The following is a 16,346-nucleotide window of genomic DNA, read 5'->3' on the forward strand; positions in this document are numbered from 1 at the left end:
ATGGCGGACAGTCCCGGCGGCGGCGAAAAGACCGAGAAACCGACCCAGAAGAAACTCGACGACGCGGCCAAGAAGGGCGACATCCTCCAGTCGCGCGAACTGGGCACGGCGCTGGTGGTGATGGCGGGCATCGCCTGGCTGGCGATCACTGGCCCGTCCCTGATCGACGCTTTGTCGGACATGCTGGCCGACGCCCTACGCTTCCGGCGCGAGGATATTATCGACTTCTCGCCAGCCGCGCGCGGGGCCGAACTGCTCGGCACCATCGCCTTGCCGGCCGCGGGCGTCATGCTCGCCACCTTCATCGCCGCGATCGCCGCGCCGGCCTTGCTCGGCTCCCTCGGCTTCCGTCCCGGCGCCTTCGCCCCCAAGATGTCCAAGATGAATCCCGGCGCGGGCCTCAAAAAGATTTTCGGCACGCAGGGCCTGATCGAACTGGTGAAATCCATCGCCAAGATCGGCCTGCTCGGCAGCATTGGCATCTGGTTCATTTGGGATCGGCTGACGCAGATCACCGCGCTGGGCAAGATGGGCGTCGCGCCCGCCATGGCGGACCTGGGCAACCTCTTCATCCTGACCTGTCTGGTGATGGCGGGCGGCCTGTTCCTGATCGCGGGCATCGACGTCCCCGCGCAGATCATGCAGCGCGCCAAGCGGCTGGGCATGAGCAAGCAGGAGATCAAGGACGAGCATAAGGAAAGCGAGGGCTCGCCCGAAATGAAAGGGCAGCTGCGCCGCCGCCAGTTCGAGGTGCTAAACGGCTCCACCCGCCAGGCGGTCGCCGAAGCCAGCGTCATCATCACCAACCCCACCCATTTCGCCGTCGCCCTGCGCTACAAGCCCGGCGTCGACGCCGCCCCGGTCGTGGTCGCGCGCGGCTGCGATGCGATCGCCGCGGCGATCCGCGAACTGGCGGACCAGAATGGCGTGACTGTCCTCCAATATCCCGAACTGGCGCGCGCCGTCTATTTCACGTCCCGCGCGGGGCAGATCGTCAACGAAGGCCTGTATATGGCCGTGGCGACCGTCCTCGCCTTCGTCTTCCGCGTGGAAAACAAGATGGCGACGGAAATGGACCGGCCCTTCATCACCGTGCCCGAAGACTTGCGGTTCAACGCGGACGGGCAGAAGCAATAGGCGCGATGGCGGCTCGGCCCAAACCCGGCCTCGCCCCCAACGCGGCACCCTTCATCTGATGCGCGAAAAAAATGTGGATGATGCCCTAAAGTTTAACCGCACCCGTCCGTAATCTCTTCATTGGGGACGCATTAGGATTGGTGCGTCATGAACGACTATGTTTCCAGAAGCGAACTGACGCCCGTCGACAGGGCCGTTTCGCGTGCGCCCGCACCCGTCCAGGCTGTTCAGCCTGTGGCACCCAGTCGTTCGACCCAGATCCCCGCAAACCAGGCAGCCAGGACGTCCCCGCAAGGCGACGGCGTCGTCGTGGATGATGATCTGGCCAGCATCGCCGAATATGTCGAGGTGCATGCCAGGATCGCCGACATATTGGCGGACCTCCAGTCGGGCGTCGGCGGGGTCGATGATGCGGCCGACGCGATCCAGTCGATGATTCCGCGCCCCATGGTGCTGGTGCCGCTGCCGCCCGCCAGCAAGGAAGCGGTGGAACATGCCGCCGTCCTTGCCAAGCGGATCGTCGAACGGGCATCCTACGCCCATGGCGCGCACGCCCATGTGTCGCGCGCCACGGTCGAGCAGGTCACGTCTGCGGGCTGATTTCCGCGGTTCCGGCGCAGCGCAAATCATTCCTAAAGGTCTTGCCGTTAGCGCCGTTCTATCCCCTTGAAAGGACGGCGCATGACTTCGGTAGGCAGCAGCATTTTGACGGCGCTCAACGCAGGGTCGGGTATCGACACCTCCGCGTTGGTGACCAGTCTGGTGAGCGCGACCCGCGAGCCCAAGCAGACGGCGATCACCAATCGCCAGACGCTCAACACCTCGCGTATTTCGGCGCTGGCCTCCGCCGCCAGCTCGCTCGACACCTTCGCCAACGCCCTGACCGAAGTGCTGTCGGGCGCCGCCTATACCGGCACGGCCGCCTCCAACGACGCCAGCATCGCATCGGTCACCCTGCTCAGCGGCGGCAGCCCCGCCGGTCTGCCTGCCCAACTGACCGTCGATCAACTCGCTTCCGCCCGTGTCTATTCAACCGGTGCGACCAGCAGCGCGACGGCGAGCAGCCTGATTGGCGCAGGCACGTTCACCATCACGAAACCCGGCACGGACCCCCAAAACCCGACCGTGTTCAATATCACCGTCGATGAGAACGCGACCTTCGCTGATGCTGCCGCAGCCATCAATGCCGCCGACACCGGCGTTACCGCGCGCGTCGTGACTGATACGCAAGGTACACGCCTCGTTTTCAAAGGCGAAACCGGCGCGGACAATGACTTTTCCGTTAGCGCCGCGCGTGCTGATGCTAACGATTCGTCAAGTCCAATCAGCCAGATGAGCTTTGCCAGCACTTCCACGGCGCAGAACGCCAAGATCACGCTGGACGGCGTCGCCTATGAATATGCCAGCAACACGATCGACGATGCGATCCCTTATCTGCGGATCGACCTGAACAAGGCGTCGCCCGGCACCACCGTCACCCTGTCGATGAGCCAGCCCACGGCCGGCCTGTCCGACCTGCTCAAGGAATTTGTCAGCGCCTACAACACGTTGATGGGCGCGCTAAACACCGCGACGGCGACCGGCGCGGATTCGTCCAGTGCGGGCGTGCTGAACGGCGTGGCCGGCGTGCGCGACATGAAGCGGCAGCTGTCGGCAATCACATCGACCCAGCTGGCGGCGACCGGCACCTACAAGACGCTGGCCGATATCGGCGTGTCGACCAATCGCGACGGGACGTTGACGCTCGACACGGTCCGGCTGGCATCGGTGATGGAGGCGGACCCTGAAGCCGTCACCAACATGGTGAACCCCAAGGTGTCGACCGCTACCAGCCCCGGCCTGTCGGCGCTGATGGACACGGTCCGCGACAATATCGAGAAAGAAGACGGCCCGCTCAAGACCGCGCAGGCGCGCTACGATGCCGAGGCCGAGGAATTTACCAGGCAGCTCGAAGATCTGGATGAGAAGATGACCAACTATCAGGATCATCTGACCACCATCTACGCAGCGATGGAGACGCGGTTGTCCGCGCTCAAGGCGACACAAAGCTACCTCGAACAGCAGATCGAGGTCTGGAACAATAGCGACAGTTAATCGGGGACGCAGACGATGTTCTATAATCAGGGTTATGCAGGCGCCAGCGCGGCGCGCCGTTACGCCGCCATCCATTCGGGCAGCCGCACCGAAGGCGCGACGCCGCACGCATTGGTGAAGATCCTGTTCGACGAACTGCTCCAGGCGCTGGAAGCGGCGGCGCTGGCCGAACGCAATGGCGACCGGGTCAAGGTGTCGGACAAGCAGGCGCGGGCGATGTCGATCCTGTTCGCGCTCGAATCGAGCCTGGACTTCGACAAGGGCGGCGACATTTCGGTCGGCCTGGCGCAAATCTATCGCGAAGCGCGCCGGTTGTTGCTGATCGGCGCCAAGGAACGGTCGGCCGATCCGGTCGATCAGGCCCACGCCATCGTCGCCGAAATCGCCGAAGCCTGGACCCAGATCGGCCGTTGACGGCCGCGCGCCCGCCCGTCCGGGCGGGGTTGCGCCCCAAACATGCCCCCTGTATAGGCGGCACTCGCACAAGGGCGGCCCGGCGGGGGCCGCCTTTTTGCGTTATATTCAATGCGCACAGGACGCGCAGCATCACCCAGAAAGGGAAGGCTCATGTCGATTACGCCGCTCATGCCCGTTTACCCCCGGTGCGATGTCCGTCCGGTGCGAGGCGAGGGCTGCTATCTGATCGGCGAGCGCGGCGAGCGTTATCTCGACTTCGCCAGCGGCATCGCGGTCAACCTGCTTGGCCATGGCCACCCCAGGCTGGTCAAGGCGATCGCCGATCAGGCGGCGACGCTGATGCACATATCGAACCTCTACGGCTCGCCGCTGGGGGAAGCGTTCGCGCAGAAGCTGGTGGACAACAGCTTCGCCGACACCGTCTTCTTCACCAATTCGGGCGCCGAAGCGGTCGAGTGCGCGATCAAGACCGCGCGGCGCTATCATTATGCCAATGGCGAGCCGCACCGGCACAAGATCATCAGCTTCGACAACGCCTTCCACGGGCGCACGCTGGGCACCATTTCGGCGACCAGCCAGCCCAAGATGCGCGACGGTTTCGAACCGCTGCTGCCCGGCTTTACCGTGGTGCCGTTCAATGATCTGGACGCCGCGCTGGCCGCGATTGATGACAACACCGCCGGCTTCCTGCTGGAACCGGTGCAGGGCGAAGGCGGCGTTACTCCGGCGACGCAGACGTTCCTCAAGGGCCTGCGCCAGGCATGCGACGCGCATGGCCTGCTACTGATCCTGGACGAGGTCCAGTGCGGCTACGCCCGCACCGGCACCTTCTTCGCCCATGAACAATATGGCATCACGCCGGACATCATGGCGGTGGCCAAGGGGATCGGCGCGGGCTTCCCGCTCGGTGCCTGCCTCGCGACCGAAGAAGCGGCCAAGGGCATGGTGTTCGGCACCCATGGTTCGACCTATGGCGGCAATCCGCTCGCCATGGCGGTGGGCTTGGCCGTATTGGAAGAAGTGCTGGCTGAGGGCTTTCTCGACCGCGTGACCGCCATGGGCGCACGCCTGCGTGCGGCACTGGAACAGCTCATTCCCAATCATGACGACATGTTCGAGGATGTGCGCGGCATGGGCCTGATGCTGGGCGTCAAGCTGAAGGACACGCATGACGCGCGCGCTTTCGTCGGCCATCTGCGCGACCATCATGGCCTGCTGGCCGTGTCGGCCGGCCAGAATGTGCTGCGCATCCTGCCGCCCCTCGTCATCGAGGAAAGCCATATCGCCGAAGCCATCGAGAAGATTTCCGCGGGCGCGCGGACCTTCGCGGCGGCGCAGGCGGCCTGACCAATCCCACCCCCGTTCGTGCTGAGTAGAGGCTGAGCGAAGTCGAAGCCCGTATCGAAGCATTGATCCTTCGATACGCCATTTCGACTTCGCTCAATGGCTACTCAGGACGAACGGCGGTTGGAAGCGGGGAAAACTTCCAATGACCAAGCATTTCTTAAATCTTTCCGATGCGGGCGGCGACGCCATCGCCGCGATGATCGCGGACGCCATCGACCGCAAAGCCGCGCGTGCGGGCAAGCCAAAGGGCGCGAGCGATGCCGACGCGCCGCTGGCCGGTCACACGCTGGCGATGATCTTCGAAAAGAACAGCACCCGGACCCGCGTCAGCTTCGACATGGCGATCCGCCAGTTGGGCGGCTCGTCCCTGATCCTGGAAGGCGCGACCAGCCAGATCGGCCGTGGCGAAACGATCGCCGACACCGCGCGCGTCCTGTCACGCATGGCCGACGCGATCATGATCCGCACCGACGACCATGCCAAGATCGAGGAGATGGCGCATTACGCCACCGTCCCGGTCATCAACGGCCTCACGGACCTGTCGCATCCCTGCCAGATCGTCGCCGACCTGCTGACCGTGGTCGAACATGGACTGGCGCTGCCGGGCAGCCAATGGGCCTGGCTGGGCGATGGCAATAATGTGCTCCATTCGATCGTCGAGGCGGCGGGTCTGCTCAAGTTCGATGTGCGCATGGGCATCCCCGACGGCTATGATCCCGACCCGGCCTTTGCCGATGCGGCGCGCGCGGCAGGATCGACCATCACCCTGACGCGCGATGCGGCAGTGGCGGTGGCGGGCGCGGATGTCGTCGTCACCGACACCTGGATCTCCATGGGTCAGTCCCACGCCGAAGAAAAGCTGGCGGCGATGATGCCCTATCAGGTCACGCCCGATCTGATGGCCAAGGCCAAACCAGACGCGAAATTCCTCCACTGCCTGCCCGCCCATCGCGGCGAGGAAGTGGTGGCGCAGGTTATCGACGGCCCGCAGTCGCTGATCTGGGACGAGGCGGAAAACCGCATCCATGCCCAGAAATCGGTGCTGCTCTGGGCGCTTGGGCACCTTGGTTGAGTTTGCGGGCGGGCTTCCTATCTAGGCAGCTCGCCCGCATCATAGGATGCCGCCTTCTTGTCCGATCGCTGATAGGCCGGACGACCGGAGTTCTACATTGACGTCTGCCGCCCATCTCGACCAGGCCATTGGCTTCACCATCCCCGCGCGTCATGCGCGGGGTCGCCTTGTACGGCTGGGGCCGGTGCTGGACCAGGTGCTGGCCGCCCATGCCTATCCGCCCGCGATCGAGCGGTTGCTCGCTTCCGCCCTGGTGCTGGCGGCGCTGCTGGGCAGCACGTTGAAGCAGGCCAACGGCCAGCTGACCTTGCAGGCGCAGACCGAAAACGGCGTCGTCAGCCTGCTGGTCGCCGATTATAAGGATGGCGACGTGCGCGGCTATGCCAAGTTCGATGCCGATCGCCTGGCCGAACAGGGCGCCGATCCGACGCTGTTCGGCCTGTTCGGCAAAGGCTATCTGGCGATCACCTTCGACCAGGCGGTGAGCGGCGAACGCTATCAGGGCATCGTCCCGCTGGAGGGCCAGTCGCTGGCGCAGGCCGCCGAACATTATTTCTTCCAGTCCGAACAAATCCCCAGCGTGATCCAGATCACCACCCGGCATGACAAGGGCGCGGGCTGCGTGGCCGCCGGTATGCTGCTCCAGCATCTGCCGGAGGGCGAGGTGGGGCGCGAGCGGCTGCACGTCCGCCACGACCACCCGGAATGGGAGCATGTTCAGGCGCTGGCCCAGACATTGAAGCCGGACGAGCTGACCGACGAGGCGCTTCCGCTGGCCGATATCGTGTGGCGCTTGTTCCATGAGGAAGACGAAGTGCGGGCAACCGATCCGACGCCGCTCGCCAAGGGATGCCGCTGCGACATCAACCATATTCGCGACGTGATCGGTCGTTTTCCCGCCAGCGAACGAATCGACATGGCCGACGAACAGGGCATCATTGGCGTGGATTGCGCCTTCTGCTCGCGGCTGTTCCCGCTCGCGCTCGACAGTTTCGTCGCCCATTGATTCGGCAATCGTTTCGCTAACGCTATTTGTAATTGGGGCAGGCATGGCCGCTTGCGCTATGAAAATGCCGTAATTTGGCGTCATGGACAGCGTGGGCGGCCATGAGCCGCGAGAGCCTTTGTGGCGGGTCACGGGATTGAGCGGAATCATGAAGAGGGCGGAACGGCACGCGCTCGGCGCGGTTGCGATGATCATGGCGGCGATGACCGCATCGTGGATCGGCTCCATGGCGGAGGCGGCGAACGTCCCGACTCCACCGATCGCGCATCAGGCTTTGCGCACGCTGGAACCTGGCGAATGGGAATTGCGCGGCCGGGGCGAAGGCGCGGAAACGCGCAAGCTGTGCGTCAGCGACCTGCGCCAGTTGTTGCAGGTCCAGCATGGCCGGGCGCTCTGCCGGAGCTTCACCATCAGTGACGATGCGCACGCGATCACGATCACCTATGATTGCGCGGCGGCGGGCAACGGCCGCACCGACCTGCGCGTGGAAACCAATAAACTGGTCCAGATTCGGTCGCAGGGCGTGGCGCAGGGCGCGCCCTTCGCCTTCGCCGCGGAAGGGCGGCGCATCGGCGCCTGTTCCTGATCGTGACGCCTGATCGTGCTGCGCTTGCGCATCGGCGTTCTGAGCGGTAGCGCGGAATAATGGTTGCCAATAATGGAAAATTCGCCGTCGTGCTGCTGTCGGGCGGTCTCGATTCGATGGTTGCGGGCGGGCTCGCGCGGGAGGCTGGCTATCGCATCCTGGCCCTGTCGATCGACTATAATCAGCGCCATCGCATAGAATTGCGCGCCGCTGCCCGCGTCGCCGAAGCACTCAACGCGATCCGCCACATCGTCCTGCCGCTGGACCTGACCGCGTTCGGCGGATCGGCGCTGACCGCCGACATCGCCGTGCCCAAGAGCGGGGTGGGCGACGAGATTCCCGTCACCTATGTCCCCGCGCGCAACACGATCTTCCTGTCGCTGACCCTGGGCCTGGCCGAAGTGGCGGGGGCGAGCGACATCTTTATCGGCGTCAACGCGCTCGATTATTCGGGCTATCCCGACTGCCGACCGGAATTTATCGACGCCTTTCAGACAATGGCGACGCTGGCGACCAAGGCGGGTGTGGAAGGCCATCCGATCCGCATCCAGACGCCGCTGCAATATATGAGCAAGGCCGACATCGCACGCGAGGCGCACCGGCTGGGCCTGAATGCGGGCATAAGCTGGTCCTGCTATGATCCGACGCCCGACGGCAAGCATTGCGGCCTGTGCGACAGCTGCCGCCTGCGGTCGAAGGGCTATCAGGAAGCGGGCCTGCCCGATCCCACCATCTATGCCACGCAGCCCTGAACGATGAGCTATGCGGTCAAGGAAATGTTCCTGACCCTTCAGGGTGAAGGGGTGCAGGCCGGGCGGCGGGCGGTTTTCCTGCGCTTTGCCGGCTGCAATTTATGGAGCGGACGCGAGCAAGACCGGCGCGATGCCGTCTGCCGTTTCTGCGACACCGATTTCGTCGGCACGGACGGGCTGGGCGGCGGCAAATTCGCCGACGCCGACGCATTGGCCGATGCGGCGCTCGCCTTCTGGGGCGAGGGCGGCGAGGGTCGCTATATCGTCCTGACCGGTGGCGAGCCGATGTTGCAGGTCGACGATGCGCTGGTCGATGCGCTCCATGCGCGCGGCTTCACCATCGCGATCGAAAGCAACGGCACCATCGCCGCTCATCCTGGCATCGACTGGATCTGCATCAGCCCCAAGGCGGGCAGCGACGTCGTGCAGCGGTCCGGCCACGAACTGAAACTGGTCTGGCCGCAACCCGATGGCGGGCATAGCCTGGCCGATGTCGCCGCGATGGAGGGATGGGCGTTCGACCATCATCTGCTCCAGCCACTGGACGATCCCCATGCGGCCGACAACGCCCGCGCCGCGATTGCCGTGGTGATGGACCGGCCGCAATGGCGACTGACGGTGCAGGCCCATAAATATCTGGGCCTGCGGTAAAAACGCTTTTTGGAGCGATTGTCGGCGAACCGGAATTGTTCGGGCGCTTCAGCACGCCCTCACATCATTCATTGATGCGTAGAAATCACGAACAGGCGGATTGCTTCCGTCCACGCATGATCATCGAAATATCGCTAGTACTGTCGCACTCGCTGTCTCAACCCAAGCTTTCCAACCCTGGCGTGCCGCCAAATTAGAGTATGATGATTTACTTTGATCCGTTCGTCCTGAGTAGCCCCTTCGACTGCCTGCGAAGGCAGTCGCTCAGGACAGGCATGAGCGCAGTCGAATTGGCGTATCGAAGGACCGCGCGCAGCCTCTGATGCTTCGATATGGGTCTTCGACAAGCTCAGCCCCTACTCAGCACGAACGGGGGTGGGCCGCTTCAATGTCATCACGCTCTGGGGCGGCTGGCCCGCCGTAATCGAGCCACTAGCTGCTATGCGTACAGCCTGTTTCTAAGAGCGCCAGAGGGCAGTCCAGGCGTCGGGAGTGGGTTCCTGTCTGCCCGGCAACATATGTTACCAAGCGGTCGGCACAGCCCTCACGGCTTCACGCCCGTCCGATCGTTCCATGCCTGATGACAGACCGGCAGCAGCACGCCCTTCTTCCAGCATGTGGGCGCGAAGGATGGCAGGGCGACGACATAATCATAGCCCGGTGTGCCATAAAATTGCTCGCCCGCTGCGACCAGCGACTTCTTGATCGAACCTAGGCCGACGCGCCCCACTTCGTTCAGCGTGCCGCGCTCGGCAAAGATCGCCTGCCGCCCGACTTCCGCTGTGGCCTGGCAGAAGCCCTTTTGCGCCTGCACCGTCGAATAGCCCGAATAGATTCGGGTATTATACATGTCCGACGCCGACTGGCCCGGCTTGCCCTTGCCCACGGTGCGCTGGAAATAGCCCAGCAGCACGGCCTGCGCCGTGTCCAGCTCCGCATCATGATGGGCGATCATCGCATTATAATTGCTGATCGCCAGCAAGGTCGGCTCGAACTGGCATTGTAGCGCCGCGACATTGAGCGCGGCGCGCAAATTCCACGCCAGCCCGGCCTTGACCTCCGCCGCTGTGGCGCCCGGCAGCCCCATCGCGGTCGCGGCGGCGGCATCGGTCAGCGGCGGGGCGCTCATGTCGGGCGGCGACCAGAAAAACTGGGCCGATGCCGGCTGCGCGATCATCGGCGCGATCGCCAGGGTGAGGCTGGCCAGCGCGCGGCGCAACGGGGAACGCAATGTCATTCGAATCTGCCTCTCGGGAAGCGCCTGGTAACCAGCGCCTTCATATTATGCGGTTATGATATCAGGCCTGAACGATCCCGCCAGCCCTACTGGTCGGACAGGACTTCCGCCTCTTCCGCCGGCGCTTGTTCCGGGGCGGCCTTGGCGGGCGTGCTGCTATTGTCTGCGGCATTGCCGCTGGGCAGGGCGATGGCAGTGCCTTCGCTCTGCACGCCGTCCAGGTCGGTCATGGCGTCGGTCGCGGTGCCGTCCACCACTTCCATATCCTTCATCTGCACCTTGTTCCCGCCCTGGTCCTTGTCGCCGCACGCCGCGAGCGCGATGCAACCGGCCAGCAATGCGGCGGTAAGGGCAGTCTTCGTCGTCCGGCGCATCCGGGTCTCCTTGATAGAGGGTTCAGGCGCGGCCCCGCCCGGCGAAAGAAGTCGCGAACCTAGCCGCCCGCCTCGCATTGCTCAACCCCTGTGCCGCAACGGGCCAAGCGACTGAGAAAAAGTGGGAAATGATCGTGCAGCGCCTTATCCAGCGCCGCCATGGAGGCGTCACCGCCAAGGGCCGCGATACTGGTCACCGGAAATTCGCTGATGCCGCAGGGTATGATGCCCCCGAAATGGGACAGGTCGGGATCGACATTGATCGAAAAGCCATGGAGCGTAACCCAGCGCCGCACCCGGATGCCCAGCGCCCCGATCTTCGCCTCGCGCCCCGCCGGATCGTCGGTCCAGATGCCGATCCGTCCCTCCGCCCGGCGCGCCGCTATGCCCACGTCGCCCAGCGCTGCGATCATCCAGCCTTCGAGATGATGGACGAAATTGCGGACATCCTTGCCCCGTTGGCCAAGGTCGATGTTGAGATAGCCGATCCGCTGCCCCGGCCCATGATAGGTATAGCGTCCGCCGCGCCCGGCATCATAGACCGGAAAGCGTGGGGACAGGAGTTCGGCCGGATCGGCGCTGGTCCCGGCGGTGTAAAGCGGTGGATGCTCCAGCAGCCAGACACGTTCCTTGGCCTGTCCCTCATGGATGGCGGCGGCGCGCGCCTCCATATCGGCCAGCGCCGTTGGATAATCGACCGGCGCGGCGGCGATTCGCCATTCGACCTGATCGGGAAAGGGCAGGGGCGGCATCATGGCGCTTCCTTGACTTGAAGTGGGTGAGCGATCAAGGCTCGGCTCTCCCATTTTCCGAACAGAGATCAGGTTCAACATATGGCGACAATGTCGATCGGCAAGGCGTGGGAAGACAGCCAGGCCTTCATCAAGCGGGAAGGGCACTTGCTTTTCCCCGTTGCCTTGCTGTTCCTGTCGGTGCCGCTCGCAATTGTGCAGCAGATGGTGCCGGCCAATTTCATGCAACTTCAGCCGGGGCAGGCGCTGGATGCGCTGCCACCTTTGCCGGTCGGTGTCAGCCTGAGCGTGATTTTGGGTGCGATCATCATGGTGGCGGGATCGCTGTCGGTCTACGCGCTCGCGTTGCGGCCGGGCATCAGCGTGGCGGAGGCTATCCGCCTTGCCTTGTCCCGCCTGCCTACGCTGATCGGCGCGTCGATGCTGGCTGGCCTTGCTCTGGTGCTGGCGTTGTTTGGGGTGGCGCTGGTTGGCGGCCTGCTGGCGGGCGTGCTTGGCAAGGCCGGGGGGGTGCAGATTGCGCTTCTGCTTATGACCGGCGCACTGCTCTATGTCGGGGGACGGCTGGTGCCGCTCAGCGCGGTGGTTATCGATCGCCGCCTGGGTGTGGTCGCGTCACTGCGGGCGACATTGGGGCTAACGAAGGGGCAGGTCGGCCGAATGGCGGCGTTCCTGATGATTTCGATGATCCTGATCTTCATCGTTCAGTTGGCGGTTCAGTCTGCGGTCGGCGTGGTCGGCACGCTGGCGTTCGGCAAGGAAGCTGGCCGGTCGATCAGCGAAGTGGCGGTCGCGCTAATGTCTGGGGTGCTCAACGTCTATCTGCTGGTGTTGACGGCTCGCATCTACCGCCAGCTTGAAGGCATGGAGTCCTGACTAGCCCAGCAGCGGCATATGCGGCGCGGCGTCGCGCGGCAATATGCCGGCCAGCCGCGGATCGGCGAAAGTCTCGATCTCCCGCGCATAAGGTACGAAACCAGACCGTATGTAGAAGGGGAGCGCCGCCTGGCTATCGAGCGTGCAGGTGTGGACCCAGAATCGCGTCACCCCCTTGCGCCAGGCCAGCGACTTGGCCTGCGCCATCAGCCAGCGGCCCATTCCTTTGCCGCCCAGTTCCGGCACCAGTCCGAAAAAGCTCAGTTCGCAATCGGGCAGGGATCGGAAATCCAGTTCCAGCAGGCCGATGGCGGTGCCGCGCGGATCGGTGACGGCATAGACCTCCACGGCCGGGTCATGGATAATCGTCGCCAGCGCCGAATCGGCCATCACCAGTCGCGAGAACCATAGCCATGGCGTTCCGACGCGCCGAAACAGCGTGCGGTAGGCGTCCAGATCGGGCGTCTTCCACGGCACCAGTCGCAGCGGGGCCACCGGGACCGGCGCGGGCCTGGGCCGGTCTCGCATTTCCAGATGGGTGACGATCGTCGCCACCATGCCCCGTTCGACCGGCGTCAGCGCCATGGGGTTCAGCTCCAGCTCGCCATCGGCGGCAGGCTCATCAGGATCGCGTCGATATTGCCGCCGGTCTTGAGGCCGAACAGCGTGCCGCGATCATGCACCAGGTTGAATTCCGCATAGCGCCCCCGCCATTCCAACATGGTGCGATAATCCGCCTCGCTCCAGGCATCCTCCATGCGCCGCCTTACGATCGGCGGGAAGGCGTTCAGGAAGGCGTCGCCCACCGCCCGGGTGAAGGCGAAATGGGCGTCGAACGCGGCATCATCCGCACATTCCAGATGATCGTAGAAGATGCCGCCCACGCCGCGATGCACGCCGCGATGAGGGATGAAGAAATATTCGTCGGCCCATGCCTTGAAGCGCGCATGATAGTCCGGGTCATGGGCATCGCAGGCGGCCTTCAGCACGCCATGGAAATGCTCCGTATCTTCCGCATGGGGCAGCGGCGGATTGAGGTCCGCGCCGCCGCCGAACCAGCTTTTGGTCGTGACCAGATAGCGGGTGTTCATGTGGACGGCGGGCACATGCGGATTGGCCATATGCGCGACCAGGCTGATGCCGGTGGCGAAGAAAGCGGGATTGTCGGCCGCGCCATGAATCGTCTGGGCGAATCCGGGCGCAAATTCGCCGCCCACGGTCGATATGTTGACGCCGACCTTTTCGAACACTTTGCCCTTCATCACGCCGCGCACGCCGCCCCCCCCCTGATTATTGGCGCCTTCGCCGGGGGCCTGTCCTTCGGCTTCCCGATCCCAGGCGGTATAGTCGAACCGCGCGTCGCTACCCGCCTCCCGCTCGATCGCCTCGAACTCGGCGCAGATCCGGTCGCGCAGCGATTCGAACCAGTTGCGCGCCGCCTGTTGCCGGGCGTCCAGGGCGAAGGGCACGGCGGGAATCGGGTTGCTGGCGGTCATTGGGGAAACTTTCCGGTCTGGCGAAGGGCTTCGGCGACGGCGATGCCCGTGGAAACGGCGATGTTCAAGGATCGAAAGCCCGGCGCCATGGGGATGCGGACACGAATATCGGCCAGATCGCGCACATCATCAGGGACGCCGGCGCTTTCCGATCCCATCATCAGCACGTCGTCGGGGTGGAACTGGACGTCGGGCAACGTCTGGGAGGCATGGGCGCTCATCAGCAGCAGGCGGCGGCCTTCCGCGCGGCGGACCGCGTCGAAAGCCGCGAAATTGGCGTGGCGGGTGACGTCGGCCGCCTCGCCATAATCCATCGCCGCGCGTTTCAGGCGGGTGTCGGAAAAGGCGAATCCGGTCGGCATGATGATGTCCACGGGAACGGCGAAACAGGCGGCCAGGCGCAGGATCGCGCCGACATTGCCGGCGATCTCTGGTTGATAAAGGGCGATACGCATGGCCCGCGCCTTAATGCACTGCGGCAAATTGTCATAGGGGGCGCGAGTTTGCTGTTGGCAAAGAGCGCGCAGTCCGGTTATCAGGCGCGCAAACCACGCCGGGGGGTAGGCGGGGACCGTACTTGCACGGCACCCTAAACCCCTTGATAAACAGAGTCGGTCACGGCATTGCGGCGGGGTCAGGGACGTTATTGCAAGGGTAGAGGTGCATGGCGAGCGTTGAACATATAGACGGCACGGGTCCATCGGGCGAAGATGGCGTGCGCCGCCGCGATTTCATCAACATCGCCGCGGTCAGCTTTGCGGGGGTCGGGGCTGTCGCCGTCGTCCTGCCGCTTATCGACCAGATGAACCCCAGTGCCGACGTGCTGGCGCTTGCGACATCGCCGGTCGATCTTTCGGCGATCCAGCCGGGGCAGGCGATCAAGACCACCTTCCGCAGCCAGCCGCTGTTCGTGCGCCAGCTGACGCCGAAGGAAATCGCCGAAGCCGACAAGGTGGACGCCTCCACGCTGCGCGATCCGCAGACGCTGGAAGAGCGCACCGTCGACGGCAAGAAGCAGTGGCTGGTGACGATGGGTGTGTGCACCCATCTGGGCTGCGTGCCGCTGGGCGCGGGCGAGGGCGAGAATCGCGGCGAATATGGCGGCTATTTCTGCCCATGCCATGGGTCGTCCTACGACACCGCCGCGCGCATCCGTAAAGGCCCCGCGCCCAAGAACCTGGAAGTGCCGAAGTTCAGCTTCACTTCCGACACCGCCATTCTTGTAGGCTGAGGTAAGAAACCATGAGCTTTCCCTGGGCTGAGCAATACACCCCCAAAAATCCGCTGACACAGTGGATTGACGAGAAGCTGCCGCTGCCGCGTCTCGTCTACAACGCCGTGGGCGCGGGCTATCCCGTGCCGCGCAACCTCAACTATTTCTGGAACTTCGGTGTTCTGGCCGGCCTGGCGCTGGTGATCCAGATCGTCACCGGCGTCATCATGGCGATGCATTATGGCGCCAATGACCTTGTCGCTTTCACCACCGTCGAACAGACGATGCGCGACGTAAATGCGGGCTGGCTGATGCGCTACGCCCACGCCAACGGCGCCAGCTTCTTCTTCATCGTGGTCTATCTCCACATTTTCCGCGGCCTCTATTTCGGCTCCTACAAGGCGCCCCGCGAAATGGTGTGGCTGCTCGGCCTCGTCATCTTCCTGCTGATGATGGCGACCGCGTTCATGGGCTATGTGCTGCCCTGGGGCCAGATGTCCTACTGGGGCGCGAAGGTGATCACTGGCTTGTTCGGCGCGATCCCGGTCGTGGGTGAACCGATCCAGACCTGGCTGCTGGGCGGTTTCGCCCCCGGTAACGCCTCGCTCAACCGCTTCTTCTCGCTCCACTTCCTGCTGCCCTTTGTGATTGCCGGTGTCATCATCCTGCACATCTGGGCGCTGCATATTCCAGGGTCCAACAACCCGACCGGCGTGGAAGTGAAGGGGCCGCAGGACACTGTGCCCTTCCATCCCTACTACACCGCCAAGGACGGCTTCGGCGCGGGCATCTTCCTGATCGCCTTTTCGATCCTGCTGTTCTTCGCGCCGAACTTCCTGGGCCACCCGGATAACTATATCGAGGCGAACCCGCTTTCGACCCCCGCGCATATCGTGCCGGAATGGTATTTCTGGCCCTTCTACGCCATCCTGCGCGCCTTCACGGTGGACTTCCTCTTCATCCCCGCCAAGCTGCTGGGCGTGCTGGCGATGTTCGCATCGATCCTGCTGCTGTTCTTCTTGCCCTGGCTCGACACCTCGCCGGTGCGGTCGGGCAAGTATCGGCCCACCTTCAACAAGTTCTTCTGGATTCTCTGCCTCGACGTGGTGATCCTGGGCTGGTTGGGCGGCGCGCCGGCGGAAGAACCCTATGTCATGATGAGCCAGGTCGCGGCGGCCTATTATTTCGCCCACTTCTTGATCATCCTTCCGCTGATCTCGCGCTTTGAAAAGCCGCTGCCGCTGCCCGGCTCGATCACCGAGGCCGTGTTGGCGAAATATGGCAAGACCGACGGCGCAACCGTCGCGGTCCCGGCCGAATAAGGGGTAGAGGTAAA

General features: G+C 64.1%; 19 protein-coding genes. 13 read left to right on the plus strand and 6 right to left on the minus strand.

Annotated features, from left to right (window positions below; all coding sequences use genetic code 11):
• From HHL08_RS01220 to queE, 10 genes are all read left to right on the plus strand, one after another.
• The gene (locus tag HHL08_RS01220; RefSeq protein WP_169570634.1) at nucleotides 1–1,137 is read left to right on the plus strand and encodes an EscU/YscU/HrcU family type III secretion system export apparatus switch protein; all 1,137 of its coding nucleotides are present in this window, start codon (nucleotides 1–3) and stop codon (nucleotides 1,135–1,137) included.
• 147 nt (nucleotides 1,138–1,284) lie between these two features.
• Nucleotides 1,285–1,737: a hypothetical protein gene (locus tag HHL08_RS01225; protein ID WP_169570635.1), complete on the plus strand. Its 453-nt coding sequence runs from the start codon at nucleotides 1,285–1,287 to the stop codon at nucleotides 1,735–1,737.
• An 81-nt stretch (nucleotides 1,738–1,818) separates the two neighbouring features.
• Nucleotides 1,819–3,231, plus strand: coding sequence for a flagellar filament capping protein FliD (gene fliD, locus HHL08_RS01230; protein ID WP_169570636.1), 1,413 nt, complete (start codon nucleotides 1,819–1,821; stop codon nucleotides 3,229–3,231).
• A gap of 15 nt (nucleotides 3,232–3,246) precedes the next feature.
• Nucleotides 3,247–3,645, plus strand: a complete 399-nt coding sequence (locus HHL08_RS01235) for a flagellar export chaperone FliS (protein ID WP_169570637.1) — start codon at nucleotides 3,247–3,249, stop codon at nucleotides 3,643–3,645.
• 153 nt (nucleotides 3,646–3,798) lie between these two features.
• Entirely contained in the window at nucleotides 3,799–4,995 is a 1,197-nt protein-coding gene (locus HHL08_RS01240; protein ID WP_169570638.1) for an aspartate aminotransferase family protein, read from the plus strand.
• A gap of 142 nt (nucleotides 4,996–5,137) precedes the next feature.
• Nucleotides 5,138–6,067 (plus strand): ornithine carbamoyltransferase, encoded by a 930-nt coding sequence (gene argF / locus HHL08_RS01245; RefSeq protein ID WP_169570639.1) that lies wholly within the window; start codon nucleotides 5,138–5,140, stop codon nucleotides 6,065–6,067.
• Between the two features lie 97 nt (nucleotides 6,068–6,164).
• Nucleotides 6,165–7,073 carry an Hsp33 family molecular chaperone HslO gene (gene hslO, locus HHL08_RS01250; protein ID WP_235954605.1) on the plus strand — a complete coding sequence of 303 codons (909 nt, stop codon included), beginning with the start codon at nucleotides 6,165–6,167 and terminating at the stop codon, nucleotides 7,071–7,073.
• Nucleotides 7,074–7,221: 148 nt separating this feature from the next.
• On the plus strand, nucleotides 7,222–7,659 hold the full coding sequence (locus HHL08_RS01255; RefSeq protein ID WP_169570641.1) for a DUF3617 domain-containing protein: 438 nt from the start codon (nucleotides 7,222–7,224) through the stop codon (nucleotides 7,657–7,659).
• 59 nt (nucleotides 7,660–7,718) lie between these two features.
• The gene (queC, locus tag HHL08_RS01260; RefSeq protein WP_169570642.1) at nucleotides 7,719–8,411 is read left to right on the plus strand and encodes a 7-cyano-7-deazaguanine synthase QueC; all 693 of its coding nucleotides are present in this window, start codon (nucleotides 7,719–7,721) and stop codon (nucleotides 8,409–8,411) included.
• A gap of 3 nt (nucleotides 8,412–8,414) precedes the next feature.
• Nucleotides 8,415–9,062: a 7-carboxy-7-deazaguanine synthase gene (gene queE / locus HHL08_RS01265; RefSeq protein ID WP_169570643.1), complete on the plus strand. Its 648-nt coding sequence runs from the start codon at nucleotides 8,415–8,417 to the stop codon at nucleotides 9,060–9,062.
• 544 nt (nucleotides 9,063–9,606) lie between these two features.
• Here the strand turns inward: queE and HHL08_RS01270 are convergent.
• The 3 genes from HHL08_RS01270 to lipB all read right to left on the minus strand — a co-directional run bounded on the left by HHL08_RS01270 (nucleotide 9,607) and on the right by lipB (nucleotide 11,428).
• Nucleotides 9,607–10,299 carry a hypothetical protein gene (locus HHL08_RS01270; RefSeq protein WP_169570644.1) on the minus strand — a complete coding sequence of 231 codons (693 nt, stop codon included), beginning with the start codon at nucleotides 10,297–10,299 and terminating at the stop codon, nucleotides 9,607–9,609.
• 86 nt (nucleotides 10,300–10,385) lie between these two features.
• Nucleotides 10,386–10,673 (minus strand): hypothetical protein, encoded by a 288-nt coding sequence (locus HHL08_RS01275; protein ID WP_169570646.1) that lies wholly within the window; start codon nucleotides 10,671–10,673, stop codon nucleotides 10,386–10,388.
• 59 nt (nucleotides 10,674–10,732) lie between these two features.
• A complete protein-coding gene (lipB, locus tag HHL08_RS01280; RefSeq protein WP_169570647.1) occupies nucleotides 10,733–11,428 on the minus strand; it encodes a lipoyl(octanoyl) transferase LipB in 696 nt (231 codons plus the stop codon).
• A 78-nt stretch (nucleotides 11,429–11,506) separates the two neighbouring features.
• On the opposite strand from lipB, the gene HHL08_RS01285 reads away from it, so the two are divergent.
• The gene (locus HHL08_RS01285) at nucleotides 11,507–12,301 is read left to right on the plus strand and encodes a hypothetical protein (protein ID WP_169570649.1); all 795 of its coding nucleotides are present in this window, start codon (nucleotides 11,507–11,509) and stop codon (nucleotides 12,299–12,301) included.
• On the opposite strand, the gene HHL08_RS01290 is transcribed toward HHL08_RS01285, so the two are convergent.
• From HHL08_RS01290 to HHL08_RS01300, 3 genes are read right to left on the minus strand one after another with little or no spacing between them, the layout of a single operon-like run.
• Nucleotides 12,302–12,886, minus strand: a complete 585-nt coding sequence (locus HHL08_RS01290; RefSeq protein ID WP_169570651.1) for a GNAT family N-acetyltransferase — start codon at nucleotides 12,884–12,886, stop codon at nucleotides 12,302–12,304. It lies immediately after the preceding gene.
• 5 nt (nucleotides 12,887–12,891) lie between these two features.
• On the minus strand, nucleotides 12,892–13,797 hold the full coding sequence (gene hemF / locus HHL08_RS01295) for an oxygen-dependent coproporphyrinogen oxidase (RefSeq protein ID WP_169570652.1): 906 nt from the start codon (nucleotides 13,795–13,797) through the stop codon (nucleotides 12,892–12,894).
• The gene (locus HHL08_RS01300; protein WP_169570654.1) at nucleotides 13,794–14,252 is read right to left on the minus strand and encodes a tRNA (cytidine(34)-2'-O)-methyltransferase; all 459 of its coding nucleotides are present in this window, start codon (nucleotides 14,250–14,252) and stop codon (nucleotides 13,794–13,796) included. The genes hemF and HHL08_RS01300 overlap by 4 nt, the downstream gene beginning before the upstream one ends.
• A 209-nt stretch (nucleotides 14,253–14,461) precedes the next feature.
• On the opposite strand from HHL08_RS01300, the gene petA reads away from it, so the two are divergent.
• Both petA and HHL08_RS01310 read left to right on the plus strand, forming a co-directional pair.
• The gene (petA, locus tag HHL08_RS01305) at nucleotides 14,462–15,028 is read left to right on the plus strand and encodes a ubiquinol-cytochrome c reductase iron-sulfur subunit (RefSeq protein ID WP_169570655.1); all 567 of its coding nucleotides are present in this window, start codon (nucleotides 14,462–14,464) and stop codon (nucleotides 15,026–15,028) included.
• Nucleotides 15,029–15,039: 11 nt separating this feature from the next.
• Complete coding sequence (locus HHL08_RS01310; protein WP_169570657.1) at nucleotides 15,040–16,332, plus strand: cytochrome b; 1,293 nt, start codon at nucleotides 15,040–15,042, stop codon at nucleotides 16,330–16,332.
• The last annotated feature ends 14 nt before the right edge of the window (nucleotides 16,333–16,346 follow it).

It is taken from the genome of Sphingobium psychrophilum, assembly GCF_012927105.1.
Lineage (GTDB): Bacteria > Pseudomonadota > Alphaproteobacteria > Sphingomonadales > Sphingomonadaceae > Sphingobium > Sphingobium psychrophilum.